At 73.0% G+C, this 25905-nt stretch carries 27 protein-coding genes and 1 pseudogene; 7 read left to right on the top strand and 21 right to left on the bottom strand.

The genetic code is table 11. From position 1 onward, the window contains the following. Positions 1 to 95: 95 nt before the first annotated feature. Together BAW75_RS14780 and BAW75_RS14775 are read left to right on the top strand one after the other, a co-directional pair. Entirely contained in the window at positions 96 to 1022 is a 927-nt protein-coding gene (locus BAW75_RS14780) for a tyrosine recombinase XerC (protein ID WP_167435570.1), read from the top strand. Positions 1023 to 1071: 49 nt separating this feature from the next. Beyond that, the gene (locus BAW75_RS14775; protein WP_104113924.1) at positions 1072 to 2253 is read left to right on the top strand and encodes an aminotransferase class V-fold PLP-dependent enzyme; all 1182 of its coding nucleotides are present in this window, start codon (positions 1072 to 1074) and stop codon (positions 2251 to 2253) included. A gap of 57 nt (positions 2254 to 2310) precedes the next feature. Here BAW75_RS14775 and BAW75_RS14770 read toward each other — a convergent pair. Continuing rightward, positions 2311 to 2847: pseudogene (locus BAW75_RS14770) on the bottom strand (murein hydrolase activator EnvC family protein); the annotation flags it as partial. 194 nt (positions 2848 to 3041) lie between these two features. Between BAW75_RS14770 and BAW75_RS14765 the strand changes: the two are divergent. Beyond that, positions 3042 to 3701 carry a class I SAM-dependent methyltransferase gene (locus tag BAW75_RS14765; protein ID WP_104113923.1) on the top strand — a complete coding sequence of 220 codons (660 nt, stop codon included), beginning with the start codon at positions 3042 to 3044 and terminating at the stop codon, positions 3699 to 3701. Beyond that, on the top strand, positions 3698 to 4804 hold the full coding sequence (locus BAW75_RS14760; protein WP_104113922.1) for a sulfite oxidase: 1107 nt from the start codon (positions 3698 to 3700) through the stop codon (positions 4802 to 4804). Before BAW75_RS14765 ends, BAW75_RS14760 begins: the two co-directional genes overlap by 4 nt. A gap of 24 nt (positions 4805 to 4828) precedes the next feature. Here BAW75_RS14760 and BAW75_RS14755 read toward each other — a convergent pair whose 3' ends face one another. From BAW75_RS14755 to proS, 12 genes are all read right to left on the bottom strand, one after another. Beyond that, positions 4829 to 5152, bottom strand: coding sequence for a DUF2469 domain-containing protein (locus BAW75_RS14755; protein ID WP_011905215.1), 324 nt, complete (start codon positions 5150 to 5152; stop codon positions 4829 to 4831). Then, a complete protein-coding gene (locus BAW75_RS14750; protein ID WP_064447045.1) occupies positions 5149 to 6024 on the bottom strand; it encodes a ribonuclease HII in 876 nt (291 codons plus the stop codon). Before BAW75_RS14750 ends, BAW75_RS14755 begins: the two co-directional genes overlap by 4 nt. After that, positions 6018 to 6485, bottom strand: coding sequence for an NUDIX hydrolase (locus tag BAW75_RS14745; RefSeq protein WP_104113921.1), 468 nt, complete (start codon positions 6483 to 6485; stop codon positions 6018 to 6020). Before BAW75_RS14745 ends, BAW75_RS14750 begins: the two co-directional genes overlap by 7 nt. Before the next feature lie 90 nt (positions 6486 to 6575). Further along, a complete protein-coding gene (gene lepB / locus BAW75_RS14740) occupies positions 6576 to 7208 on the bottom strand; it encodes a signal peptidase I (protein ID WP_043325910.1) in 633 nt (210 codons plus the stop codon). Then, positions 7205 to 8089, bottom strand: a complete 885-nt coding sequence (lepB, locus tag BAW75_RS14735) for a signal peptidase I (protein WP_043325911.1) — start codon at positions 8087 to 8089, stop codon at positions 7205 to 7207. The genes lepB (BAW75_RS14740) and lepB (BAW75_RS14735) overlap by 4 nt, the downstream gene beginning before the upstream one ends. A gap of 168 nt (positions 8090 to 8257) precedes the next feature. Continuing rightward, positions 8258 to 8617 (bottom strand): 50S ribosomal protein L19, encoded by a 360-nt coding sequence (rplS, locus tag BAW75_RS14730; RefSeq protein ID WP_104113920.1) that lies wholly within the window; start codon positions 8615 to 8617, stop codon positions 8258 to 8260. 143 nt (positions 8618 to 8760) lie between these two features. Continuing rightward, a complete protein-coding gene (trmD, locus tag BAW75_RS14725; protein ID WP_043325913.1) occupies positions 8761 to 9549 on the bottom strand; it encodes a tRNA (guanosine(37)-N1)-methyltransferase TrmD in 789 nt (262 codons plus the stop codon). A 27-nt stretch (positions 9550 to 9576) separates the two neighbouring features. Next, entirely contained in the window at positions 9577 to 10116 is a 540-nt protein-coding gene (rimM, locus tag BAW75_RS14720; RefSeq protein ID WP_104113919.1) for a ribosome maturation factor RimM, read from the bottom strand. Continuing rightward, positions 10116 to 10376: an RNA-binding protein gene (locus BAW75_RS14715; RefSeq protein WP_244206120.1), complete on the bottom strand. Its 261-nt coding sequence runs from the start codon at positions 10374 to 10376 to the stop codon at positions 10116 to 10118. The genes rimM and BAW75_RS14715 overlap by 1 nt, the downstream gene beginning before the upstream one ends. Further along, complete coding sequence (gene rpsP / locus BAW75_RS14710; protein WP_013284587.1) at positions 10351 to 10806, bottom strand: 30S ribosomal protein S16; 456 nt, start codon at positions 10804 to 10806, stop codon at positions 10351 to 10353. The genes BAW75_RS14715 and rpsP overlap by 26 nt, the downstream gene beginning before the upstream one ends. 242 nt (positions 10807 to 11048) lie before the next feature. Further along, positions 11049 to 11696: a ribonuclease FAU-1 family protein gene (locus BAW75_RS14705; RefSeq protein WP_104113952.1), complete on the bottom strand. Its 648-nt coding sequence runs from the start codon at positions 11694 to 11696 to the stop codon at positions 11049 to 11051. Positions 11697 to 11772: 76 nt separating this feature from the next. Then, positions 11773 to 13179, bottom strand: coding sequence for a proline--tRNA ligase (gene proS / locus BAW75_RS14700; protein WP_104113917.1), 1407 nt, complete (start codon positions 13177 to 13179; stop codon positions 11773 to 11775). 92 nt (positions 13180 to 13271) lie between these two features. Between proS and BAW75_RS14695 the strand changes: the two genes are divergently transcribed. Beyond that, complete coding sequence (locus tag BAW75_RS14695; protein ID WP_064447041.1) at positions 13272 to 13847, top strand: TetR/AcrR family transcriptional regulator; 576 nt, start codon at positions 13272 to 13274, stop codon at positions 13845 to 13847. A 36-nt stretch (positions 13848 to 13883) separates the two neighbouring features. On the opposite strand, the gene BAW75_RS14690 is transcribed toward BAW75_RS14695, so the two are convergent. The 8 genes from BAW75_RS14690 to ftsY all read right to left on the bottom strand — a co-directional run bounded on the left by BAW75_RS14690 (position 13884) and on the right by ftsY (position 23590). Continuing rightward, positions 13884 to 14963, bottom strand: a complete 1080-nt coding sequence (locus BAW75_RS14690) for an amidohydrolase family protein (RefSeq protein ID WP_064447040.1) — start codon at positions 14961 to 14963, stop codon at positions 13884 to 13886. Positions 14964 to 14981: 18 nt separating this feature from the next. Next, positions 14982 to 15560: a Uma2 family endonuclease gene (locus tag BAW75_RS14685; protein WP_104113916.1), complete on the bottom strand. Its 579-nt coding sequence runs from the start codon at positions 15558 to 15560 to the stop codon at positions 14982 to 14984. A gap of 67 nt (positions 15561 to 15627) precedes the next feature. After that, positions 15628 to 17181 (bottom strand): signal recognition particle protein, encoded by a 1554-nt coding sequence (gene ffh / locus BAW75_RS14680; protein WP_043325921.1) that lies wholly within the window; start codon positions 17179 to 17181, stop codon positions 15628 to 15630. A 186-nt stretch (positions 17182 to 17367) separates the two neighbouring features. Beyond that, positions 17368 to 19632 (bottom strand): [protein-PII] uridylyltransferase, encoded by a 2265-nt coding sequence (locus BAW75_RS14675; RefSeq protein ID WP_104113915.1) that lies wholly within the window; start codon positions 19630 to 19632, stop codon positions 17368 to 17370. 17 nt (positions 19633 to 19649) lie between these two features. After that, positions 19650 to 19988: a P-II family nitrogen regulator gene (locus BAW75_RS14670; RefSeq protein WP_174537509.1), complete on the bottom strand. Its 339-nt coding sequence runs from the start codon at positions 19986 to 19988 to the stop codon at positions 19650 to 19652. Between the two features lie 25 nt (positions 19989 to 20013). Then, positions 20014 to 21309: an ammonium transporter gene (locus BAW75_RS14665; protein WP_231915538.1), complete on the bottom strand. Its 1296-nt coding sequence runs from the start codon at positions 21307 to 21309 to the stop codon at positions 20014 to 20016. A 227-nt stretch (positions 21310 to 21536) separates the two neighbouring features. Beyond that, complete coding sequence (locus BAW75_RS14660; protein ID WP_174537508.1) at positions 21537 to 22400, bottom strand: aminoglycoside phosphotransferase family protein; 864 nt, start codon at positions 22398 to 22400, stop codon at positions 21537 to 21539. Positions 22401 to 22408: 8 nt separating this feature from the next. Next, positions 22409 to 23590, bottom strand: a complete 1182-nt coding sequence (gene ftsY, locus BAW75_RS14655; RefSeq protein WP_104113914.1) for a signal recognition particle-docking protein FtsY — start codon at positions 23588 to 23590, stop codon at positions 22409 to 22411. 148 nt (positions 23591 to 23738) lie between these two features. On the opposite strand from ftsY, the gene BAW75_RS14650 reads away from it, so the two are divergent. Next, a complete protein-coding gene (locus tag BAW75_RS14650; RefSeq protein ID WP_104113913.1) occupies positions 23739 to 25451 on the top strand; it encodes an alkaline phosphatase D family protein in 1713 nt (570 codons plus the stop codon). 13 nt (positions 25452 to 25464) lie between these two features. Next, on the top strand, positions 25465 to 25890 hold the full coding sequence (locus BAW75_RS14645) for a MarR family winged helix-turn-helix transcriptional regulator (RefSeq protein WP_043325928.1): 426 nt from the start codon (positions 25465 to 25467) through the stop codon (positions 25888 to 25890). The last annotated feature ends 15 nt before the right edge of the window (positions 25891 to 25905 follow it).

Raw genomic sequence — 25905 nt, 5'->3', positions numbered from 1 at the left:
CGCCTCCGGTACCACCGCGTGCGCCAGATCGGGGTGCCGCGGTGAGCAAGCGGCAGCGCGGCACCCGGGACGCGCACGAGGAGCTGCCCGCGTCGATGCGGGAGGCGGTGGACGACTTCGCCGACCACCTGTCGCGGGTGCGCAACCGGTCCGTCCACACCGTCCGCGCGTACGTCACGGATCTCGTGTCGCTGCTCGACCACGCGGTCCGAATGGGCTGCGCCGAGCTGCCGGAGCTGGACCTCGCCGTGCTGCGCAGCTGGCTGGCGAAACAGCGGACCATGGGCGCGGCCCGGACGACGATGGCCCGCCGCGCCGCCGCGGCCCGGACGTTCAGCGCCTGGGCGCACCGCGCCGGCCTGCTCGCCGACGACATCGCCGCGCCGCTGGCGAGCCCTCGGGCCCGGCGGGAACTGCCCACCGTGCTGCGGGCCGACCAGGCCGCCGCCCTGATGGAGGCGGCCCGGCGCGCCGACGCCCCGCAACCCGAGGGATTACCGGGCGCGGATACGCCCGAGGCCGTGCTGCTGCGTGACCGGCTGCTGCTCGAACTGCTCTACGGCACCGGGGTACGGATCAGCGAGGCGTGCGGCCTGGACGTGACCGACGTCGACCAGGGCCGCCGGGTGGTGCGCGTACTCGGCAAGGGCGGCCGGGAGCGGTCGGTGCCCTACGGGGTGCCGGCGCAGCGGGCGCTCGATGCGTGGCTGAGCGTCGGGCGGCCGGCTCTGGCGATGCCCGGCTCGGGCCGGGCGCTGCTGCTGGGGGCACGGGGCGGGCGGCTCAACCCGACCACCGCGCGGCGGATCGTGGCCGACTGGACCGAAGCCGCCGGGGTGCCCCGGGTGACGCCGCACGGGCTGCGTCACTCGGCCGCCACCCACCTGCTCGAAGGCGGCGCGGACCTGCGGGCGGTGCAGGAGTTGCTCGGGCACTCGTCGCTGGCGAGCACGCAGATCTACACGCACGTGTCGGTCGAGCGGCTGCGTGCGGCGTACAGGCAGGCGCACCCCCGCGCCTGACCGGCGGAATCCGGCCGGGTGATGATCCATCTCGGGCTAGGATCGATGGATGACGGTGCCGCAGCCGCCCGAGCCGATTCCCGGTGCTCGGCTGCTCTTCTCCCTCGATCCCTCCGTCAGCCACCTCAACCACGGCTCGTTCGGCGCCGTGCCGATCGCCGTGCAGCGCGCCCAGCAGCGCCTGCGCGACGAGATGGAGGCCAACCCGCTGCGGTTCTTCACCCAGGGCCTGGTCGACCGGATCGCCCACGCCCGGCGGCACCTGGCCGCGTTCCTCGGCGCGGACCCGGACGGCACCGCGCTGGTCGGCAACGTCACCGCCGGCGCGGCGGTCGTGTTGCAGTCGCTGGCGCTGCGCCCCGGCGACGAGATCCTGACCACCGACCACGGCTACGGGGCGGTGGCCCTCTCGATCGCGCGGGAGTGCGCCCGCACCGGGGCGGTGTCGCGCACCCTGCCGGTGCCGTTGACCGCCACCGACGAGGAGGTGGTCGAGATCGTCCGCGCCGGGTTGCGCCCCGGGCGTACCCGGCTGCTCATCGTCGACCAGCTGACCTCGCCGACCGCCCGGCTGTTTCCGGCCGCCGCGCTCGTCGCGGTGGCCCGGGAGCAGGGCGTGCCGGTGCTGGTGGACGCCGCGCACGCGCCGGGCATGCTGCCGGCTACCGTCGCGTCGATCGGCGCCGACTTCTGGGTGGGCAACCTGCACAAGTGGGCGTACGCGCCGCGCGGCACCGCCGCGCTCGTGGTGGCGCCGTCGTGGCGGGAGAAGATCCAGCCGCTCGTTGTCTCGTGGGAGCAGGACAGCGGCTTCCCGACCCGGGTGGAATGGCAGGCGACGCTCGACTACACCGGCTGGCTGGCCGCCCCGGTGGGCCTGTTCACACTGCGCAGCCTCGGCGTGGACCGGGTACGCGCGCACAACGCGGCGCTGGCCGCGTACGGGCAACGGGTCGTCGGGGACGCGCTGGGGGTGGCGCCCGAGCGGCTGCCGGAGCCCGGCGGACCGGCGGTCGCCATGCGTCTGGTGCCGCTGCCGCCGGGCGTCGCGACGACACTGGACGCGGCCCGGGAGCTGCGGGCCCGGATCGCCGACCGGCTCTCCGCCGAGGTGTCGGTGGCCGGCTGGAACGGGCGCGGCTACCTGCGGCTGTGCGGCCAGGTCTACAACACACCCGACGAGTACGACCGGCTGGCCGTCCGGCTGCCCACGCTGCTCGCCCAGCGCTGAGCGGCGCATCCGGCCGAAGCCGGCGGCGGCGCCACGACTCAGGGGACCGGCGTCGGCTCCCGGGTCGAGCGGCAGCAGCCGGACCCGGCCGAGCCCGAGCAGCGCCAGCGGATCCAGGTACTCGGCGCCGCGTCGCAGCCCCCAGTGCAGGCAGGCCGCCTCGGCGCAGCCGGGATGCCCGGCGAGCAGGTCACCGATCGGGGTGCCGGCGTCGACCCGGGTGCCGGCGGTGACCCGGGACCGGACCGGCTCGTAGGTGGTGCGCAGCCCGTCGTGGTGGCCGACGGTGAGGACCGGCCGGCCGGCGACCGAGCCGGCGAACAGGACGGTCCCGGCGCCGGCCGAGCGGACCTGCGCGCCGGGCGCGTCCGCCAGGTCCACGCCCCGGTGCCCGGACATCCACGGCTGCGGCGGCGGGTCGAACCCGCGTGCCACACGGGGTGGACCGGGCAGCGGCCACCGGAACCGTCCGGCGGTCGCCGGCCCGCCGGGCGCGCCCCGGTATCCCGTCGTGACGTCCGGCCCGTCAAGGACCGCCGCCGAGCCGCCCGCCGCCACCGGCCCGTCAAGGCTCGCCGCGGGGACGCCCGGCAACCAGAAGGCGAGCACGAGCACAAGCAGCAGGCCCCTGCCGGCCCGACCGATGGGGATACGCACACCGCGTACCCTGACCGTCCGCGTGCTGCCCCGCGCGCGCCACGCGGTCGTCCTGTGGACGACGCCCCCACTGTGGACGAGCGCCAACATCGGGGCGGATCTGCTACGGCCGGGACGCCTATGCTGGCCGGGTGACGAAGGACTGGTACGCCTGGCACCGCGACTACGACCAGCCCGAGTCCGCACTGGCCCGGCGGCTCGCCGAGGTGCGGCGGCGTGTCGCCGACGCCCTCGACGCCGCGCCGCCCGGTCCGCTGCGCGCGCTGAGTCTCTGCGCCGGTCAGGGCCGTGACCTGATCCCGGTGCTGGCCGCTCACCCCCGGGGCGCCGACGTGACCGCCCGCCTGGTCGAGCTGGACCCGCGCAACGCCGATCTGGCCCGCCGCGCCACCGCCGACGCGGGGCTCACCGGCGTGCAGGTGGTGACCGGGGACGCCGCGCTGACCGACGGCTACGCCGATCTGGCCCCGGCCGATCTGGTGCTGGTCTGCGGCATCTTCGGCAACATCACCGACGACGGCATCCGGGCGACGGTGCGGCACTGCGCCTCGCTCTGCGCCACCGGCGGCATGGTGCTGTGGACGCGGCACCGGCGCGAGCCGGATCTGGTGCCGGTGATCTGCGAGTGGTTCGCCGAGGAGGGCTTCGAGCCGGTCGCGGTGGGCAGCCCGGCCGACGGTGTGGGTGTCGGCGCGCACCGCTTCACCGGCACCCCGCGCCCGCTGGTGCCGGGTGCACGGATGTTCACGTTCGTGGGCTACGACGTGCTGGAGCGGACGGAGCAGGCATGACCACAGTGGACGACGCGAGCCGGCCCGCCCGGGTCGCCGGGCCGGACGAGGCGATCAGCGCCGAGGAGCTCCAGCTCGCCGCGCGCAACCACGGCATCCCGCTGGAGGCGCTGCGCTACGACGTGACCCCGGCGGGCCTGCACTACCTGCTCATCCACTACGACATCCCGGACGTCGACCCGGCCGCGTACGCGCTGAGCGTGTCCGGCGCGGTGCAGCGTCCACTGCGGCTGGACCTGGCGGCGCTGCGCGACCGGCCCCGGGTGACCCACCGGGTGACGCTGGAGTGCGCGGGCAACGGCCGGGCGCTGCTGCGGCCCCGCCCGGTGAGCCAGCCCTGGCTGGTGGAGGCGGTGGGCAACGCCGAGTGGACCGGTACCCCGCTGGCGCCGCTGCTGCGCGACGCCGGGCTGTCCGGCGACGCGGTGGACGTGGTGTTCACCGGGGCGGACCACGGGATCGAGCGCGGCGTCGAGCAGGACTACCAGCGGGCGCTGCCGGTGGCCGACGCGCTGCGCGAGGAGGTGCTGCTGGCGTACGAGATGAACGGCGCTCCCCTGCTGCCGCAGCACGGCGCGCCGCTGCGGCTGATCGTGCCCGGCTGGTACGGCATGGCGCACGTGAAGTGGCTGCGCGACATCACCGTGACGAACGAGCCGTTCGACGGCTACCAGAACGCGGTGGCCTACCGGTTACGGCGTGACGCCGACGACCCGGGCGTGCCGGTGACCCGGATCGAGCCGCGTGCCCTGGTGCGCCCGCCCGGGTTCCCGGACTTCATGTCCCGGACCCGGGTGGTGCGGCCGGGGCCGTGCACTCTGGACGGCCGGGCCTGGTCCGGGCACGCGCCGGTGACGTCGGTCGAGGTGACGACGGACGGTGGCGGCACGTGGACGCCGGCGGTCCTGGACGAGCCGGCCGGCGGCGAGTGGGCGTGGCGTCGATGGTCGGTGAGCTGGACGGCGACCCCGGGGCGGTACGTGCTGGGCGCCCGGGCGACCGACGCCTCGGGGCGCACTCAGCCGGTCGAGCAGCCGTGGAACCGGGGCGGGTTCGCGAACAACCTGGTGCAGCGGGTCGAAGTGGTCGTGCCGGAGCGGTGATCCGGGCGGCGGGCCGCCCGGGGATCAGCTCCCGAATCCGGAATCTGCGGGAAGCGAGATGTCGGGCTTTTCGAGCTCTTCCACATTGACGTCCTTGAACGTCATCACTCGGACGTTCTTGACGAAACGGGCAGGCCGGTACATGTCCCACACCCAGGCGTCGTGCATCTCGACCTCGAAGTAGACCTCACCGTCCGAGTTGCGGACGTGCAGGTCGACCTGGTTCGCCAGATAGAAACGGCGCTCGGTCTCCACCACGTAGGAGAACTGGCGGACAATGTCGCGGTACTCCCGGTAGAGCTGCAGCTCCATCTCGGTCTCGTACTTCTCGAGATCTTCCGCGCTCATCGCACTCCGCCTTCCATGACCACATCTTCCCCCACCGACGCCGGAGGTCGCGGCTGCTCGCCCAACGCCACGCCGACGGTACCCCCTGGCGCGCCGGAGCGCCCCATCGGCTCGTCCGGGCGCCCGGCGAACGCGCCGGCCCCGAGTCCCGGCAGCCCGGCCACGGGCTCGGGCGACACCACGTCGGCGCCCGCCGGGCGGCGGGCGCGGGGAGGCCGGCCGTCCCGTCCGGAGACGGCGGCCACGTTCACGTACGAGAAGCGGTGTTCCCGGCAGGGCCCGAGCGCGCGCAGCGCGGCGCTGTGCTCGGCGGTGATGTAACCCTTGTGCTCGGCGAAGCCGTAGCCGGGGAACCGCCCGTCCAGTTCCACCATGATCCGGTCCCGGGTGACCTTGGCGAGCACACTGGCCGCCGCCACGCACGCGGCCACCCGGTCGCCCTTCCAGACCGCCAGCCCCGGCACGTCGAGCCCGTCGACGCCGAAGCCGTCGGTCAGGACGTACTCCGGGCGGGTGGTGAGCGAGGCGAGCGCCCGGCGCATCGCGGCGAGGTTGCACACGTGCAGCCCGCGCGCGTCCACCTCCTCGGCCGGGATGACCACCACGGCGTACGCGAGCGCCCGCGCCACCACCTCGTCGTGGACGCGCTCGCGGGCGGCGGGGGTGAGCAGCTTGGAGTCGGCCAGCTCGTCGATCTCGCCCCGGCGCCCCTCGGGCAGGATCGCGGCGGCGGCGACCAGCGGCCCGGCGCAGGCGCCCCGGCCCGCCTCGTCGGCGCCCGCGACGTAGCGGAAGCCCCGCCGTTGCAGGGCCCGCTCCAGCGCGTAGAGGCCGCCGTCGCGGCGCACCACGGTGCGCGGCGGGGTCAGCATGCGCCGCCTCCCGCCAGCGCGGCGCCGAGCCGGCCGGGCAGGTCCGGCGGGTAGTAACGCTCGGCGGTGGCGGCCAGGTCGGTCACCGTCCACCAGCGGTGCCCGTGCACGCTCGCGCGCTCGACGTCGTTGAATCCGGTGGTGTCGACCTCCCAGCCCGCCACCCGGACCAGGTAGAACTGCTGCTCCTGGCGGTACCAGACGCCGTCGAACGGGAACTCGACGGTCTCCGACCAGACCGGCGCGCCCAGCTCGGCCGGGGCCAGCCGCAGGCCGGTCTCCTCGGCCAGCTCACGGGCCGCACCGTCGGCCGGGGCCTCCCCCGGGTCCAGCCCGCCGCCGGGGGTGAACCAGTAGCGGTGACCCGGCCGGGCCGGATCACTGCCCTCGAAGAGCAGCACCCGGTCGGACGCGTCGACCAGCAGCACCCGGGCCGCGCGACGAGGGGTGTAGACGGTCACCGCACCAGCCTGCCAGACGGCTGCGACGAACGACCACGCCCTCCCGCCGGCGGCCGGGGGTGGGCGTGGGGGCGCGCGGAAGCCGTCGGGTCAGGGATTGGGGATCCCCTCGAACTGCTTCGGCACGCTGAGCCAGGTGGCGCGGCTGACCGGCCAGAAGATGGTGAAAGCCCGCCCGACGACCTCGCCCTCCGGGATGGTGGCGACGGTGATGTCCTCGCCGGACTGCTGCCAGTGCTCCAGCGAGTCGCCGGAGGCCTCCCGGTGGTCACCCATGACCCACAGCCGGCCCTTCGGCACGGTGATGTCGAAGTCCTGGTCGGCGGGCTTGTTGCCGGGGAAGATGAACGGCTCGTCGACCGGCTTGCCGTTGATGACCAGCCGGTCCTGCCCGCCCGTACGGTCGCAGCAGACCACGTGATCGCCGCCGACGCCGATCACCCGCTTGATGAAGTCCTCACCGTCGGGGTTGCCGCTCCACTCGGTGGGCGCCTTGAAGACGATCACCTCGCCCCGGTGCGGCGAGCGGAAGTCGTAGACCAGCTTGTTGACCAGCACCCGATCGTCGATCTTGAGGGTGTTCTCCATGGACGGCGACGGGATGAAGAAGGTCTGCAGCACAAAGGCGCGAACCAGCACTGCGACCAGGATCGCCACACCCAGGAGGATGGGCAGCTCCTTCCAGAAGGAGTTGCGCGGCTTCTCGGTCTGCTCGTCGATCACGGGAGGAGCCTACGTCCCCGGGTGCGGCGCAGTCGCCCCGAACCCGCGAGAACCGTGAGCGTCGCCACGACCGGCACGATCAGGACGACTCCGCCCACCGGGTCGGGATCCACCGGGACCGGGCCGGAGGCAGCCGCGGCGTCCGCGCGCGGCACGTCCGCGAACGTCTCCGGTACGGGCAGGGTGGTCCACCGCTGCGACGGCCAGACGATCATGAAGGCGCGACCGATCACGTTCTCGATCGGCACCGGCCCCTGACATCGGGCGTCCTGCGAGACCAGCCGGTGGTCACCCATCACGAAGATCTGCCCCGGCGGCACCACCACCTCGGTGAACTGCCGGGACCGGCATTCCTTCGGATTGGGCGGAAGCTCGAGCGGGGAGTCCTCGGAGACGTACGCCTGCTCGTCCAGCGGCACCCCGTTGACCACCACGCGGCCGTCGTCGCAGCACCAGATCTTGTCGCCCGGCACGCCGATGACCCGCTTGATGAAGTCCTTCTCACCGGGGCGGCTGACGCCCACCAGGTCACCGAGCGTGCGGCTGACCTGGCCGGCGAAGTTGGTGGGTGGCGCGGGCGCCTCCTGGGCGACCCAGCGGTCGGTGCCGCGGAACACCACCACCTCGCCGCGGACCGGGTCGCGGACGTCGTAGACGACCTTGTTGACGAGCACCCGGTCGCCGACGAGCAGCGTGTTCTCCATCGACCCGGAGGGGATGAAGAACGCCTGGAGCAGGAACGTGCGGATCAGCACCGCCAGGCAGAACGCCACGATGAGCAGCAGCGGAAGCTCCTGCCAGAGCGGCATCTGGCGACGCCCGCGCCGGGCCCGCCGGCGCCAGGGATCGACGGCGCCGTCCTCGTCAACCATCTGCACCATGCCACTCTCCGGTCCGCGGAAACGACACTACCGCCCGGGAGTCTCCTTCGAGACCCCACGGGCGGTAGTGGACCGTTTCGCACCGTCCGGCTGCGCCCGTACCGACCAGGGTAATGCGGTCTGGTCGATACGACATCCGCGCAGGCCGGGCGGCGTGGCGAACGCGAATCAGTTCGCCGGCTGCTTCTCCCGCAGCTCCTTGATCTTGGCCTTCTTGCCCCGCAGCTCACGCAGGTAGTAGAGCTTGGCGCGACGCACGTCACCGCGGGTCACGACCTCGATCCGGTCGATGCCCGGGCCGTTGAGCGGGTAGGTCCGCTCCACGCCGACGCCGAAGCTGACCTTGCGGACCGAGAAGGTCTCGCGCAGACCGTCACCCTGGCGGCGGATGACGACGCCCTGGAAGATCTGGACCCGGGAGCGGTTGCCCTCGACGACCCGCGCGTGCACCTTGACGGTGTCACCGGCACGGAAGTCGGGCAGGTCGGTACGCTTCGACTGGGCGTCAAGGGCGTCCAGGAGGTTCATCGCTGCGTCCTCGTGAGGCTCACGGCGCATCGTCAGTCGATGCGCGGATGGGTGATTCTGACCCCCGGGTGGTGACCGGCGAGACCGGCCCCGGTCGAGGGTCCTCGCAGCCGCCCACGGCGTGGACGGATGCGGCAACCCCTCTACTTTGCCACATGCCCCGGTGGCGGGGAAAATCCGCCCCGGTCCAGCGTCGCCCGGTCCCGCTTGTCGAGCGTCTCCGGGGCCAGCGCGCCGATCATGTCGGGGCGGCGCCCGGCCGTGCGCAGCAGCGCCTCGTCCCGGCGCCAGCGGGCGATCCGGCCGTGGTCGCCGGAGCGCAGCACCTCCGGCACATCCAGCCCGCGCCAGGTCGCCGGCTTCGTGTAGAGCGGGGCCTCCAGCAGCCCGTGCGCGTGTGACTCCTCGTCCAGCGAGCCGGCGTTGCCCAGCACCCCGGGCAGCAGCCGGGTGACCGCCTCCAGGATCACCAGCACTGCCACCTCGCCGCCGAAGAGCACGTAGTCACCCAGGGAGACCTCGGTCACCGGCATCCGGGTCGCCGCGTGGTCCAGCACCCGCTGGTCGATGCCCTCGTACCGGCCGCAGGCGAACAGCAGGTGCGACTCGGCGGCCAGCTCGTGCGCCAGGGCCTGGGTGAACGGGACGCCGGCCGGGGACGGCACGATCAGCCGGGGCAGCGTGTGCCCGTCCGGGCTCAGCTCGCCCGGCGCCAGCGCGTCCAGCGCCTCACCCCACGGCTCCGGCCGCATCACCATGCCGGGACCGCCGCCGTAGGGCGTGTCGTCGACGGTGCGGTGCACGTCGTGGGTCCAGGTCCGCAGATCGTGTACGGCCAGCCGCAGCGTGCCGTTCGCGCGGGCCTTGCCGATCAGCGACAGGTCCAGCGGGGCGAAGTACTCAGGGAAGATCGACACGATGTCGACGCGCATGCGGTGGCTCCAGCCGGAGGTCGAGAGCTAGAGATCGAGCAGGCCGTCGGGCAGGTCGACGACGACGCGACCGCCGGCCAGATCCACCTCGGGCACTATCGCCTTGACGAACGGGACCAGCGCGGTACGCCCCTCGGGCCGCCGCAGCACCAGCATGTCGGATGCGGGCGCGTGGTCGATGCGGGCCACCTCGCCCACGTGCTCCCCGTCCCGGGTGACCACGGCGAGGCCGACCAGCTGGTGGTCGTGGAACTCCTCCGGGTCCTCCGGCGGGGCGACGTCGGCGCTGTCCACGCCGAGCAGCGTGTTGCGCAGCGCCTCGGCGACGTTGCGCTCCAGCACGCCCTCGAAGGCGACGAGCAGCCGCCCCTGGTGCCAGCGGGCCGACTCGACGGTGAGCGCCGGCGGCACCCGCCAGGCGCCGGGCTCCGACGGGGTGACCCCCGGCTCGGTGGTCAACACCGAACCGGGGGCGAACCGTGCTTCGGGCTCGTCGGTACGCACCTCCACGGTGACCTCACCGCGGATGCCGTGCGGCTTACCGATCCGGCCGACGACGAGAAGCATCAGTACGAGTCGACGATGTCGACGCGTACCCCACGCCCGCCGATGGACCCGATCACCTGGCGCAGCGCCCTGGCGGTCCGGCCGGACCGCCCGATCACCGTGCCGAGGTCCTCGGGGTGCACGCGGACTTCGAGGCGCTTGCCCCGACGGGAGTCGACCATCCGCACCCGGACGTCGTCCGGGTGGTCGACGATGCCCTTGACCAGGTGCTCCAGAGCGGGACGCAGCGGCATGTCAGGCCTGCTCGCCGGACTCGGCACCGGTCTGCTCCTCGGCCTTGGCCTCGGCCTTCGGCTCCTCCGCCTTGGCGGCGGCCTTCTTGGCCGGCTTGGCCGGGGTGTCCGCCACGCCGGCGGCGGCCTTCGCCTCGGCCTCGTACGCCGCCTTGCGGTCGGCCCGCTCGGGGGCGACCTTCAGCGGCGGCGGGGCCGGCAGGCCCTTGAACTTCTGCCAGTCACCGGTCAGCTCCAGCAGGCGCTGCACGGCCTCGCTCGGCTGAGCGCCGACCGAGAGCCAGTACTGGACCCGCTCCGACTTGACCTCGATCACCGAAGGGTCTTCCTTCGGCTGGTACACACCGACGAACTCGATCGCGCGACCGTCACGCTTGGTACGCGAGTCGGCGATGACGATGCGGTACTGCGGGTTGCGGATCTTGCCCATCCGCAGGAGCCGGATCTTTACGGCCACAGTTGTTTCGCTCCTGTTGCGATCTCACCGGCCCGTACGGGCGGTGTGGCGGGTGAGCGCCGACCGGCACAGTGGGGTTTGGGCCGGAGACTGCTCGGTGAACTGGCGACGCGCCCGGGTTAGAGGGCGCCGGACGCGCGCCGGATACCAGCGAACCATTCTGCCAGATCCGCCCCGGAACTCTCACACCGGACCCGGACACCACGCCCGCGGCGGGTCGGGCCGTGACGGACGACACCCGCTCAGCGCACCGGCGGGCGGTCCCACCCCGGCGGAAGTTCGTCCGGTACACCCCATTCCGTGGGCGGGGTGAAGTCGCACCAGGTGCCGTCGAACGGGAACGCACCCGCCTCGGCGATCCGGATCACCCGTTCACCCTCGGCGCGTACCGCCTTCTCGTCTGTCACCCAGTAGTGCTCCGGGAACGCCAGCCGCTCGGCGAACTCGTCCTCGTCCTTCCACTCCCAGCTCAGGTCCGGGTACACCACCACGTCGAGGTCCTGGTCGACCATGTCGACACCGGCCACCGCGCCGTCGTCCCAGCGGACGCCGGGCGCCTCCAGGTTGACGTACCAGTTCTGGAAGCGCCCGGCGGCGTCGCGGAACCACCAGACCGAGTGGGCCGCGCCGGTGGGCAGGAACTTCAGCACCGGCGGACCGTTCCACCGGCCCTGCGCGAGCCGGTAGGACGACGTCACCCACTCGGCGAACGGCACGGCCCGCATGCCCAGGCCGGCGGCGTTCACCTCGTGCGCGACGGGCGCTGTCCGCGCCACCCAGAGCAGCAGGCCGCGCTCGTCGTCGGAGACCACGCGGGCCGACCGGACCCACCCGATCCGGCCATGCCGCACGTTCCGGTGCATGATCAGCCGCCCCGGCTCGAACCGCACGCTCACCCCCGCCGTCGTGTTAACAAGGGCCCCCGCCTATGCAGAATGCGTTAAGAAGGGGCCCTTCCTTACACCCTCAGTAGGCGCGGGCGAGGATCGCCACCAGGTCGGGCTCGTCCTCCGAGTCCGGCACCGAGCCGTCGGCGCGCACCAGGCAGCGGACCGTCACGCCCTGCCCGTTCGCCTCGGCCTCGCCCTCGACGCCGACCGCCGACCACGGCACCCCCGACCAGCCGGTGGCGGACGCCTCGATCGCCTCGGCCAGCGTCGACACCTCGACGGTGCGGGACCGGCGGAACTCCAGCGCCTGGTCGTGCAGCGCCCGCTGGTCGGCCTCCAGCGCGGCGAGGACCGCGCCGACCACGTCGGCCACCGGGGTCGGGGCCTTCGAACCGTCCGTACGCCGGACCACCACCGCGTTGCCGGCGGCCAGGTCACGCGGGCCGACCTCGACGCGTACCGGGTAGCCGCGCAGCTCGGCGTCGACGGCCCGGCGGCCGAACGCGGTGTCGGTCCGGTCGTCCAGCGCCACCCGCACCCCGGCGTCGCGCAGCGCGTCGCGCAGCTTGGCCGCCGCCTCGCTCACGCCGTCGCCGTCCTTGACGACCATCACGTACGCCTGGACCGGCGCCAGCTTCGGCGGCACCCGCAGCCCGTTGTCGTCGCCGTGGCACATGATCAGGCCGCCGAGCATCCGGGTGGACGTGCCCCAGGAGGTGGTCCAGGCGTGCTCCCGGCCACCCTCGGCCGAGGAGTAGCTGATGTCGAACGCCTTGGCGAAGTTCTGGCCCAGCTCGTGGCTGGTGCCCAGCTGCAGCGCCTTGCCGTCGCCCATCATGCCCTCGCACGTGTACGTGGCGGTGGCGCCGGCGAAGCGCTCCCGGGCGGTCTTCAGGCCGACCACGACCGGGATGCCGAGCACGTTGACCATCAGGTCCTCGTACGCCTCGTGCAGGATCCGCCGCGCGTAGGCCCGGGCGTCCTCACGGGTCGCGTGCGCGGTGTGCCCCTCCTGCCAGAGGAACTCGCTGGTACGGAGGAAGATCCGCGGGCGCAGCTCCCACCGGACCACGTTCGCCCACTGGTTGAGCAGCAGCGGCAGGTCGCGGTACGAGTCGATCCACTTGGCCATGAACTCGCCGATGACCGTCTCGCTGGTGGGGCGCACCACCACCGGCTCGGCGAGCTGCTTGCCGCCGCCGTGCGTGACCACCGCCAGCTCCGGCGAGAAGCCCTCGACGTGCTCGGCCTCGCGCTTGAGGTAGCTCTCCGGGATGAACAGCGGGAAGTACGCGTTCTCCGCGCCGGCCGCCTTGATCCGGGCGTCCATCTCGGCCTGCATCCGCTCCCAGATGGCGTAGCCGGCCGGTCGGATCACCATGGTCCCCCGGACCGGGCCGTTGTCGGCCAGCTTCGCCTTGGCGATCAGGTCCTGGTACCAGCGGGGAAAGTCCTCCGCACGGGGAGTGAGCACGCGTGCCATGACCGCACATCCTATGCGCCGTGCGGGGCGGGGGTTCGCCGGGGAGCCGGGCCGCGCCGTGTCGCCCGGCGCGGCCGTAGACTTCGACGGCGATGGGTGAGACACGGGACGCGATCGTGGAGGCCGCCCGGGCGCAGACCGTGGCCCTCGGGTGGGACCGTGTCCGGATGGGCGCGGTGGCCGCCGCCGCCGGGGTGAGCCGGCAGACGGTCTACAACGAGTTCGGCACCAAGGCGGGCCTGGGCGAGGCGCTGGCCCGGCACGAGGTGGACCGGTTCGTCGGCCAGGTCCGGTCCGCGCTCGGCGAGCACGACTCCGACGTGCGGGCGGCGGCGTACGCGGCGATCCACCGCACGCTCGCCTCAGCCGCCGAGAACCCGCTGGTCCGGGCGGTGCTGACCAGCACGCGGGGCGGCTCGGAGGAGTTACTGCCGTACCTGACCACCCGGTCCGAGCTGGTGCTCGCCGAGGCCGCGGCGGCGCTGCTGGAGTGGACGGGTGACCGCCTGCCCGACGCCGATCCGGCGGCCCTGGCGTTCGCGGCGGACAGCGTCGTACGCCTGGTGGTGAGCCACATCGTGCTGCCCGGCGGCCCGGTCGACGAGACCGCCGACCGGCTGGCCGACCTGGCGGTGCGCCTGTTCCTGATGGCGGCGACGGCGCGCTAGCGACGACGGCGGCCGGTCAGCGGGCGACCCGGCCCGTCAGCGGACGACCCGGCCGCGCAGGACGATCCGGCTGGGCGTCCGGACCACGCGCAGGTCACGGCGCGGATCTTCGGGGTAGACCACCAGGTCGGCGAGGCCGCCCTCGACCAGCCCGGGGAAGCCGAGCCACTCCCGGGCCCGCCAGGAGGCGGCGGCCAGCACGTCCGGCGCGGACATGCCGGCCTGCTCGTGCAGCAGGAGCATCTCCTCGGCCGCGAGCCCGTGGTCGATGCCGCCGCCCGCGTCGGTGCCGACGTAGATCGGCACACCGGCCTCGTGCGCGGCGCGCACCACCTCGGGGAAGCGGTCGCGCAGGGCGAGCATGTGGTCGGCGTACCCGGGGAACTTGGGCCGGGCCTGCTCCGCGATGTGGCCGAACGTCCGGATGTTGATCATCGTGGGGACCAGCGCGGTGCCCTGCCGGGCCATCAGGTCGATCAGGTCGAGGCTCAGCCCGGTCCCGTGCTCCACCGAGTCCACCCCGGCCCGCACCATGATCTCCACCGCCGACTCGGAGAACGTGTGCACCGCCGCGCGTACCCCGGCGGCGTGCGCGGCGGCGACCGCCGCGGTCATGGTGTCGGCGTCCCAGGCCGGCGCCAGGTCGCCCACTCCCCGCTCGATCCAGTCGCCGACCAGCTTGACCCAGCCGTTGCCGGCCGCGGCCTGCGCGGCCACCGTCTCGGCGACCTCCGCCGCGCCGACCTCCACGCCGATGTCGCGCAGGTACCGCTTGGGCGGCGCGACGTGCCGGCCCGCGCGGGCCAGTCGCGGCAGGTCCGGCTCGTCCTCCAGTTCGGGGTACGGGTACGGCGACCCGGCGTCGCGGATCGCCAGCACGCCCGCGTCCCGGTCGATCCGGGCCAGTTCCCGCGCCTGGTCGAGCGAGGTGATCGGGCTGCCGCCGCGGGCGATGCCGATGTGGCAGTGCGCGTCGGTCAGGCCGGGCAGCACGAAGCCGCCGTCGGCCACCGTCTCGGCGCCGGGCACCGGTTCGAAGGTGACCCGGTCGCCGACCAGCCAGACGTCCCGGACCTCGTCGTCGGGAAGGAACACACCGCGCACGTGCAGAGCCATGTGCACAGTCCTACCCGATCAGTCCTCCTCGCCGGCGAGCAGGTCGTTGCGGCGCGCGGTCAGCGCCGGCAGGTCGACCGAGACCTTCCAGGGCCGCTCGGTGACGAACAGGTCCTCGGCCTGGCTGACCTGCTTGTACTCGCGATTGGCGCCGAGCACGTACTCGGTCAGCGTGATCTTCTCCTTGACCGGGTCGAGCACCCAGTAGGAGCGGACACCGGCGTGCGCGTAGACCCTGGCCTTGTCGTACATGTCGCGGAAGGTGGAGGTCGGCGAGATGACCTCGACGGCGAGCACCGCGTCCTCGACCGGCAACGGACTCCGGTTGGCGTTACCCCGCACGACCGCGACGACGTCCGGCCGGGGCTCGTTGCGGTGGTCGACCCGCATCGACAGGTCGATCCCGACCTGGTACTCCTTCGGGCAGTTGACCTCCAACGCGAGCAGGAGACGGACACACATGTCCTGGTGCAGCAGAGTGGGCGACGGCACGATCAACCTTCCGTTGATCAGTTCGTACGGAAGGTCCTTGGGCAGCTCGCCCAGGTCGTCGACCGTCCACTCGTGCCGCTCCGGCAGGATCGGGGCCGCGGTCATTGACATCTCCTTCCAGGGGGCGACATCACTTTAGGAGACAGCGACGTCGCCCACCGTCACCGACACGCTAGCGGGGGCCCTTGTCGCCGCCCTTGCCCAGCTTGTTGAAGTCGATCTTCGGGAGCTTGAAGCCCGGCGGCAGGCCCTGCCCACCCGCCAGGTCACCCGGGTCCAGGCCCGGCGGGAGCTGCGGCATCCCGCCCGGGAAGCCACCCGGCATGCCGGCGCCGGTACGCGGCCGCCCGCCGCCCTTGGTGCCCTTGCGCTTGTTCTTCGGCGACTTGGTCGCCTTGCGCCGGCCACCGCCGGGCAGGCCCATCATGCCGCCCATCTGCTTCATCATCTTCTGCGCGTCGGTGAAGCGGTTGAGCAGCTGGTTGACGTCCATGACGGTGACGCCGGAGCCGTTGGCGATCCGGGCCCGGCGGGAGCCGTTGATGATCTTCGGGTTGGTGCGCTCGGCCGGGGTCATCGACCTGATGATCGCGGTCACCCGGTCGAAGTGCTTGTCGTCCAACTCGGCGAGCTGGTCCTTCATCTGCCCCATGCCCGGCATCATGGCCAGCACGTTGGCGATCGGGCCCATCCGCCGGACCGCGATGAGCTGATCGAGGAAGTCCTCCAGCGTGAAGGTCTCCCCGCCCATCAGCTTGGCGGTCATCTTGTCCTTCTGATCGGAGTCGAAGGCCGCCTCGGCCTGCTCGATCAGAGTGAGGACGTCGCCCATGCCGAGGATCCGGCTGGCCATCCGGTCGGGGTGGAAGACGTCGAAGTCCTCCAGCTTCTCGCCGGTGGAGGCGAACAGGATCGGCTGGCCGGTGACCTCGCGGACGGAGAGCGCGGCGCCGCCGCGGGCGTCGCCGTCGAGCTTGGACAGCACCACGCCGGTGATGCCCACGCCGTCGCGGAACGCCTCTGCGGTACGGACCGCGTCCTGGCCGACCATCGCGTCGATGACGAAGATGACCTCGTCGGGCTGGACCGCGTCGCGGATGTTCGCGGCCTGCTGCATCATCTCGGCGTCGATACCGAGCCGGCCGGCGGTGTCGACGATGACGATGTCGCGGGCGGCGCGGCGGGCGTGCTCGATCGAGTCGCGGGCCACCTGCACCGGGTCGCCGACGCCGTTGCCGGGCGCCGGGGCGTACACCTCGACGCCGGCCCGGCCACCGAGCACCTGGAGCTGCCCGACGGCGTTGGGGCGCTGGAGGTCGGCGGCGACGAGCAGCGGCTGGTGGCCCTGGCTCTTGAGCCAGCGGGCCAGCTTGCCGGCGAGGGTCGTCTTACCGGAGCCCTGGAGGCCGGCCAGCATGATCACGGTCGGCGGGTGCTTGGCGAACTGGAGCCGCCGCCCCTCGCCGCCGAGGACGTTGATTAGCTCCTCGTTGACGATCTTGATGATCTGCTGGGCCGGGTTCAGCGCCTGGGAGACCTCGGCGCTGCGCGCCCGCTCCTTGACGTTCGCGATGAAGCCCTTGACCACCGGCAGGGCGACGTCGGCCTCCAGCAACGCCATCCGGATCTCGCGCGCGGTGGCGTCGATGTCGGCGTCGGTGAGCCGGCCCTTGCCGCGGAGCTTGGTGAAGATCCCGGACAGGCGGTCACTCAAGGTGTCAAACACGCGAACATCCCGTTTGTCGTTTTCGGCGGGCACATGCTGGCGGGCCGATGGTCCAGCCCACCGTTAGGGTAGCCCGCCGCCCGCACCCTCGCTCCGGCCCGGCCGTCCACGGGCCCGCGCCGCTCGTCGGCCGGGTGTTAACAGGGGTCCCTTCCTCTACCGGAGGCGTTAACAAGGGGCCCTTCCTTACACGGCGGCGAGCACGGCGGCCTCGATGCGCGCTCGTTCCTCGTCCGAGGGCCAGCCGCCGACCAGGTAGAAGGCGTCCACCACGTCGCCGCCGAGCGTGGAGATCCGGGCCGCCCGCACCTGGGCGCCGGCCTCGTCGAGCGCGCAGGTGACCCGGTAGAGCAGCCCGGCCGCGTCCGCGGCGCGCAGTTCCAGCAGCACCGCGTCGGTGGCCGCCTCCCGATGCCAGACCACCCGGGGCGCGGCGCCCTGGCTGCGGGCGGCGAGCGCCCGGCCACGCAGCCGCTGGATCACCGAGACGTCGCCGCCGACCGCGCGGCGCAGGTCGGCGCTGAGCGCGATGGGGTTCGGCGCCAGCCCGTAGCGCGGCTGCACCCGGCACTGCACCAGGGCGCGGCCGTCCACGGTGGCGGCGTCCGCGGAGATCACCTCCAGGCGGTGCAGGGCCAGGCAACCGGCGACCGTGGCGAGCAGTCCGCGCCGGTCCGCCGCGGCCACCGACACCCGGTCCTCCCCCAGGTGTACGACAGGCAGCGGCCCGGCCACGAGCGCCGGGTCGGGGGCCGGCGGGGCGGGCACCACGCCGGTGTCCAGGGTGGTGCGCACCCGGGCCACCAGTTCGGCGATCAGCCGGCCCTTCCAGGCCGACCAGGCGGCCGGGCCGGTGGCGGCGGCGTCGGCGCGTACCAGGGCGTGCAGCAGTTCCAGCGTGGCGGTGTCGCCGACCCGCTCGGCCACACCGGCGACTGTCTTCGGGTCGGACAGGTCCCGGCGGGTGGCCACGTCGGGCAGCAGCAGATGCAGCCGGACCAGCGTGCCGATCAGCTCCGCCTCGGCTGGTGGCAGCCCGACCCGGGTGGCCACCGCCTCGGCCAGCGGCGCGCCGACCGTCGAGTGGTCGCCGGGTAGTCCCTTCCCGATGTCGTGCAGGAACGCGCCGAGCAGCAGCAGGTCGGGGCGTTCCACGTCGCGGGTGTGCCGGCTCGCCTCGTACGCGGTCTGCACCAGGTGCCGGTCGAGGGTGAACCGGTGCACCGGGTTGTGCTGGGGCAGGCTGCGCATCCGGGTCCACTCGGGCAGCCAGCGGTCGATCAGCCCGTACCTGTCGCAGGTCTCCCAGGCGGGCACCAGGCCGGGACCGGCGCCGAGCAGCGTGATCAGCGCGGCCCGTGCCGCCGGCGGCCAGGGCGCGGGCGGCGGCGGGCAGTACGCGGCCAGCCATTCGCAGGTGGCCCGCGCGATGGGCAGCCGGGTGGTGGCGGCCGCGGCGGCCACCCGCAGCGACAGGCTCGGGTCGGGGCGGGCCCCGATGGCGGTACGGGCGAGCACCAGTTCCCCGTCCTGCTCGACCACGTCCCGCGCGACCGGGCGGCGCAGCGGCCGGCCGGGGGCGGCCCGGTGGCGGCCGGAGCGGAGCCGGTCGGCGGCCCGCCAGGCGTCGTCCAGGGCGTGGCTGACGGTGCGGGCGTCGCCGGCCACGAGCCGCAGCAGCGCGTCGCCGTCCTCGGCGCCGAGCAGCCGCGCCACGCCGTCGCGTTCCTGGGCGACCAGGCGGTCGACCCGGCGGCCCACCTGCTGGTGCAGCGCGTCGCGGGTGTCCAGCAGCCGCCGGTGCGCCGCGTACACGGCCGGGCGGAGCGCGTCGGTGACCCCGGCGGTGGCGATGGCGCGCAGGATGCCCACGTCGCGCAGCCCGCCGGCCGCCTCCTTGAGGTCGCCTTCGAGCAGGAACGCCAGTTCGCCGTGCGCCTCCCAGCGCGCGGCGGTGATCTCGCGCAGGCCGGGGAGCTGGCGGATCGCGGTCCGCCGCCAGTGGTCGGTGGCGGTACGCGCGAGCTGGTCGGTGAGCGCCGGGTCGCCGGCCACGTGCCGGGCGTCGAGCAGGCCGAGGGCGACCTTGACGTCGTCCTGGGCCACCGACAGCGCCTCGGCGACGGTGCGTACCGAGTGGTCCAGCCGCAGTCCGGCGTCCCAGATCGGGTACCAGAGCGACGCGGCCAGCTCGTCGATGCCGGGCACCCCGGCGTGCAGCAGCACCAGGTCGAGGTCGCCGTAGGGGGCGCACTGGCGGCGGCCCAGTCCGCCCACCGCGACGAGCGCCACCCCGTCCCGGTCCGGGAAGGCCCGGCGCAGCCAGGCGTCGAGCGCCTCGGCCCGCGCGTTCCGGGCCGGCTCACCGATGCCCCCGGGTACGCCGACGACCTCGTTGACCACGGGGACGCCGTCCCCGGTGGGGGTGGCAGCCGTGGTCAACGAGGTCACGTCGGCAGGTCCGGCCGTCAGAGGGCGTCGAGCCCGCGCTCGCCGGTACGCACCCGGACGACCTCTTCGACGCCGGTCACCCAGACCTTGCCGTCGCCGATCTTGCCGGTCCGGGCGGCGCCGACGATCGCGTCCACGATCTTGTCGACGTCGATCTCGTCGGTGAGCACCTCGACCCGGATCTTGGGCAGGAACTCGACCGTGTACTCGGCACCCCGGTAGACCTCGGTGTGCCCCTTCTGCCGGCCGTAGCCCTGGACCTCGCTGACCGTCAGCCCGGCCACGCCGAGGGCGTGCAGAGCCTCCTTCACCGCGTCCAGCTGGTACGGCTTGATGACCGCGGTCACCAGCTTCATGTCCAACCCCTCCATCCCAGGAACGTTAACCGGCGACCTTCTCGCTGACCGGCGCGGACTCGTCCGACTCGGCGGCGGGCTCCGCGCCGGGCTTGCCGGCTCCGATCCCGGCCATCGCGAACGCGCCACCGCCGCTGCCCGTGGTGGGCGACAGGTCGTAGCCGCTCTCCGCGTGCTCGGCGATGTCGATGCCGTCGACCTCGGCCTCGGCGGAGACCCGGAGGCCGATCGTCTTGTCGATCACGAAGCCGAGAGCGTAGGCGACGACGAAGGAGTAGACGCTGACGATCAGCGCGCTGATCGCCTGCTTGCCGAGCAGGCTGGCGTCGCCGCCGACGAACAGGCCGTCGGTCTCCACCAGCGAGCTCACCGAGGCGGTGCCGAACAGGCCGATCCAGAGGCAGCCGATCCAGCCGCCGACGAAGTGCACGCCGACCACGTCGAGGGAGTCGTCGTAGCCGAGCCGGTACTTCAGACCGACCGCGAGGGCGCAGACCGCGCCGGCCACCACGCCCAGCAGCACCGCTGCGGCCGGGGTGATGAACGCACAGGCCGGGGTGATGGCGACCAGACCGGCGATGGCGCCGGACGAGGCGCCGACCAGGGTCGGCTTGCCGTCACGCACCCACTCCACCACGATCCAGCCGAGCAGCGCCGCGGCGGTGGCGACCTGGGTGTTGATGAACGCCAGCGCGGTGACCCCGTCGGCGGTCAACTCGGAGCCGGCGTTGAAGCCGAACCAGCCGAACCACAGCAGCGCGGCGCCGAGGGCGACCATCGGGACGTTGTGCGGCTTCATGCTCTCGCGCGGCCAGCCGACCCGCTTGCCGAGCACGAGCACCAGCGCGAGCGCCGCGGCGCCGGCGTTGATGTGCACGGCGGTACCACCGGCGAAGTCCAGCGCGCCGATGTCGCCGCCGATCAGCCCGCCGCCCCAGACCATGTGGGCGACCGGGAAGTAGACCAGGGTCGCCCAGCCGAACGCGAACAGCAGCCAGCCGGCGAACTTCACCCGGTCGGAGAGCGCGCCGCTGATCAGCGCCACGGTGATGACCGCGAACATCATCTGGAAGGCGATGAAGACGTAGATCGGGATTCCGGTCTCGCCCCACAGGTCGTTCTCGCCGACGAACGTCTTGGTGCCCAGGTACTGACCGAGGTCACCCCAGAACTTGCCGCCCTCGCCGAAGGCGACGGTGAAGCCGTAGAAAAGCCACAGGATGCTGACGAGCCCGATGGACGAGAAGCTCATCATCATCATGTTCAGAACGCCCTTGGACCGGTTCAGGCCGCCGTAGAACAGCGCGAGACCGGGGGTCATGAGCAGCACGAGGGCAGTCGAGACAAGCAACCAGGCAGTGTTCCCGGTGTCGATCTCCACGCTGCCTCCTCTCGTTGTCGTATTCCTCCCTCCGACTGAAGACCTGGCAGCATCGCCCGTCAGCCGGTTGCGCGGAAGCTTTGTCGCCGGCTGTTTCCTTCAGCGACACCCCGCGATTTCCGACACGTGACGGGTTGTTTCCGGCGTGTGAAGAACGCCGATCTTGCTCAGCGGAGCGCGTACTCCAACTGGTGCCGCTCGTAGTCGAGCAGCCGCAGGTCGCGCATGGGGCGACGCAAATGGCCCTTGTGGACGATCCGGACGAAGGCCGGCTCACCGGCGGCGGCCATCCGCCGGATGCCCTCGACGTGGTCGACGATGCGCTTGCGGATGGTGCGGATGAGCCGGTGCCGGTCGCGCGGGATCAGCCCGTACGCGTCAGCGAACAGGCGCAGCCGGCGCGGCCGGTCGGGGCGCTTCCAGCCCAGCGTCACCGAGTCGCGGTCGGAGAAGATCGGCACCCAGGTCCAGGCCGCGTACGCCACGTCGTAGATGCGGGCGCCGGGCGAGGCGAGGTCGAAGTCGATCAGCCCGAGCGTGCCGTCCGGGCGCCAGATCACGTTGTGCGGCGCGGCGTCGTGGTGACAGATCACCTCAGTGTCCGGCGGGGGCGGCCCGAACGAGCGCCAGACCGCGCCGGGCGGCGGGGTGAAGCCGTACTGCGCGTCGTGGAACATCCGCAGCATGGTGGCCACCGTGACCAGGGCCTCGTCGGTGACCCAGTGCGGGGCCAGCGGGTACTCCCCGCACTCCCCCTCCAGGTACGACAGGACCTCGCGGTTGCGCTCGTCCATGCCGAGCGCGCGGGGCGCGCCGGTGAAGCCGACGTATTCCAGGTGGCGCAACAGCGCGTGCACGGAGGGCGTCCACGGGCCGGCGTTGCGCCGGACCGTGTCTCCGACACGGACCACTGTGCTCACGTTCCCGCCGTGCAGCGGGATCTCCTGCGAAGTCACGTACGGTCTCCCGAGGCGTGGCGACGGGTGGCTGGGGTCGCGCCACCCCGCGTAGGCGCGATCGTCAGTCGTCACGGGAGAGGTTACGCGTCCCGGGCGAGCGGCTCGGTGCCGAGCAGCGCGTCGACGAACTGCGCCGGGTCGAACGGGGCCAGGTCGTCCTTGCCCTCGCCGAGGCCGACCAGCTTGACCGGGATGCCGAGCTTGCGCTGCACGGAGATCACGATGCCCCCCTTGGCCGTCCCGTCGAGCTTGGTCAGCACCACGCCCGTCACGTTGACCACCTCGGTGAAGACCCGCGCCTGCTCCAGCCCGTTCTGGCCGGTGGTGGCGTCGAGGATCAGCAGCGTCTCGTCGATCGGGCCGTGCTTCTCCACGACGCGCTTGACCTTGCCCAGCTCGTCCATCAGGCCGATCTTGTTCTGCAGCCGGCCGGCGGTGTCGATGAGCACGGTGTCCACGCCGGTGTCGATGCCGCGCTTGACGGCGTCGAACGCGACGCTGGCCGGGTCGGCGGCCTCGGGCCCGCGGACCGTCTCCGCGCCCACCCGGCTGCCCCAGGTCTCCAGCTGGTCGGCGGCGGCGGCCCGGAACGTGTCGGCCGCGCCGAGCAGCACGCTGCGGCCGTCCGCGACCAGCACCCGGGCGATCTTGCCGCAGGTGGTGGTCTTGCCGGCGCCGTTCACGCCGACCACCAGCACGACCGCGGGGACGCCCTCCTTCGGGGCGGTCCGCAGCGAGCGGTCCAGGCTCGGGTCGAGCGCGTTCACCAGCTCGGCGGCGAGCAGCGCGCGCAGCTCCTCCCCGGTGCGGGTGCCGAGCACCCGGGTCCGCTCGCGCAGCCGGTCGACGATCTCCCGGGTGGAGTCGATGCCGACGTCCGCGGTGATCAGGCTGTCCTCGATCTCCTCCCAGGTGTCCTCGTCCAGCCGGTCGCGGCTGAGCAGGCCGAGCAGGCCCTTGCCGAAGGCGTTCTGGGAGCGGGACAGCCGCGAGCGCAGCCGGACCAGCCGGCCGGCGGTCGGCTCCGGCACCTCGACCGGGGGCGCCTCCACCGGGGGCACCTCGACCACCACGCCGGTGGTGAGGTCCGCCTCCGGGGCCTCGACCGGCGGGCCGGCCAGGTCCTCCTCGGCCCGGGTGTCGACCTCCGTGCGCGGCAGCGGAGGCTCCGGCCGCCGGCGCAGCCGGGGCACCACGAGGCTCAGGCCGCCGATGATCAGCACGCCGAGCAGGGCGAGAGCGACGAGGAGGTATTCCGTCATGCCCGAAATCCTGTCAGATGCCGGCGACGGCGTCCCACTCACCGCCTCGGCACGCGAACAACCTGCGGGTACGCTCACACCGGAAGGCGTACCGCAACCGCCGGCCGGGTAGGGAACAGCCGAAACGATCTTGTCGGAGGTGGATGTCGTGCCCGGTTCCCGCCTGCTCATCGGCCCGTTGCTGCGCCGGGTCGTCGACACGCGGGCGACCGTCTGGGTGGAGACCAGCTCGCCCGCCGTGGTCACCGTCCGCACCGCCGACGGCGCCACCGGCAGCGCGCCCACCTTCTCCGCGTACGACCACCACTACGCGATCGTCGTGGTGACCGGGCTCACCCCGGACAGCGCCACCACCTACGAGGTGCTGATCGACGACGAGGTGGCGTGGCCGCTGCCGGACTCGTCGTTCCCGCCCAGCGTGATCCGGACCCGCGCGCTCGACGACGCCGACCAGCCGGTGCGGCTGCTGTTCGGCTCCTGCCGGGAGACCACCCAGCACTCCACTGCGCGCAAGCTGCCGCCGGACGCGCTCGACGCGTACGCCCGGCGGGTGATGGCCGCGCCCGAGCAGGCCGTGCTGCCCGACCTGCTGGTGCTGCTCGGCGACCAGGTGTACGCGGACGAGACCTCGCCGACCGTGCGGCGGCTGCTCAAGCGCCGCCGCAAGCGGCCGAAGGACGCCCCGGCGACGCAGGTGGTGAGCTTCGACGAGTACACGAAGCTCTACCTGGAGTCGTGGCGTGACCCGGAGATCCGCTGGCTGCTCTCCACCGTGCCGAGTGTGATGATCTTCGACGACCACGAGGTGATCGACGACTGGAACACCTCGCAGTCGTGGCGCGCGGACATGCGCGAGCAGCCGTGGTGGGCCGAGCGGATCCGCAGCGGCCTCGCCTCCTACTGGGTCTACCAGCACCTGGGCAACCTGAGCCCGGACGAGATCGCCGCCGACCCGGTGTACGCGAAGGTCATCGCCGCCGAGGACGCCACCGGCGTGCTGCACGAGTTCGGCGAGCGGGTCGACAAGGAGGCCGACCTGGCGCACGACACCGAGCGCTGGCGGGCCGTGCAGTACCAGTGGAGCTACGCGCTGGACCTGGGCCGCACCCGCCTGGTGATGCTGGACAACCGGTCCAGCCGGGTGCTCCTGCCGGGCAGCCGGGCGATGCTGCCGCCGGGCGAGTGGTCGTGGTTCCTCGACCAGGCGCACGGCGAGTACGACCACCTGGTGGTGGGCAGCTCGCTGCCGTGGCTGCTGCCACCGGGTATCCACCACGTCGAGGCGTGGAACGAGCGCCTGGCCGACTCCGGCCGGCCCTGGGTGGCCCGGATCTCCGAGCAGATCCGCCGGGCCCTGGACCTGGAGCACTGGGCGGCGTTCCGGCGCTCGTTCGAGGCGCTGGGCGAGCTGTTCGCGCGGCTGGGCAGCGGCACCGCGCCGCGCACCGGTGCGCGGGTGGGCGCCGGGCCGGCGTACGCCCGACCGGCGTCGATCAGCGTGCTCTCCGGGGACGTGCACCACTCGTACGTGGCGCGGGCCCGGTTCGCCGACCGTGACGTCCGCACGCCGGTGCACCAGCTCACCTGTTCACCGATCCACAACCAGGTGCCCGCCGGCATGCGCCCGCTGATGACGCTGGGCTGGAATCCCGGCCCGGCCGGGGCGACCCGGGCGCTGGCCCGTGCGGCCGGGGTACGCCGCCCGCCGGTGCGCTGGCGGAAGCTGGCCGGGCCCTATTTCGGCAACGCCGTGGCCACTCTCACCCACCGGGGCCGTGAGGCCGCCGTGGTGATCGAGGGCACGACCAGCGAGGGCGAGCTGCGCCCGGTGGCGCAACAGCAACTCAGCGACGGGGACTGAGTACCCTCTGAGCGTGGACGAGACGCTGCGCGCCGTGGAGCACGAGTTGACCGCGTTGCTGCGCCGCGGCCGGGCGCTGTCCTGGGAGATCGCCCGCGAGGTCCACCCGAACCTGGAGCCCAACGCGTACGGCCTGCTGCTCTGGCTGCGGCGGTCGGGGTCGATCCGGCTCACCGACCTGGCCGTCAAGCTGGGCATCGGCAAGGGCACGCTGAGCCGGCAGATCGGCGGGCTGGAGGCGCTGGGCCTGGTACGCCGCGACCCGGACCCCACCGACCGCCGGGCGGCCCAGCTGAGCCTGACCGAGGAGGGCACCCGGCGGTTCGACGCGGCCCGGGCGGCGCGACTCGGACAGATCAGGCGTTCGCTGGAGAGCTGGCCGAAAGAGGACGTGGCGGACCTCGCCCGGCTGATGCACCGCTTCAACGAGTCGTTCTGATCTTCCGGCGAGGGG

The organism is Micromonospora chalcea (assembly GCF_002926165.1).
Lineage (GTDB): Bacteria > Actinomycetota > Actinomycetes > Mycobacteriales > Micromonosporaceae > Micromonospora > Micromonospora chalcea.
This window is presented reverse-complemented; position numbering and strand designations above follow the sequence as displayed.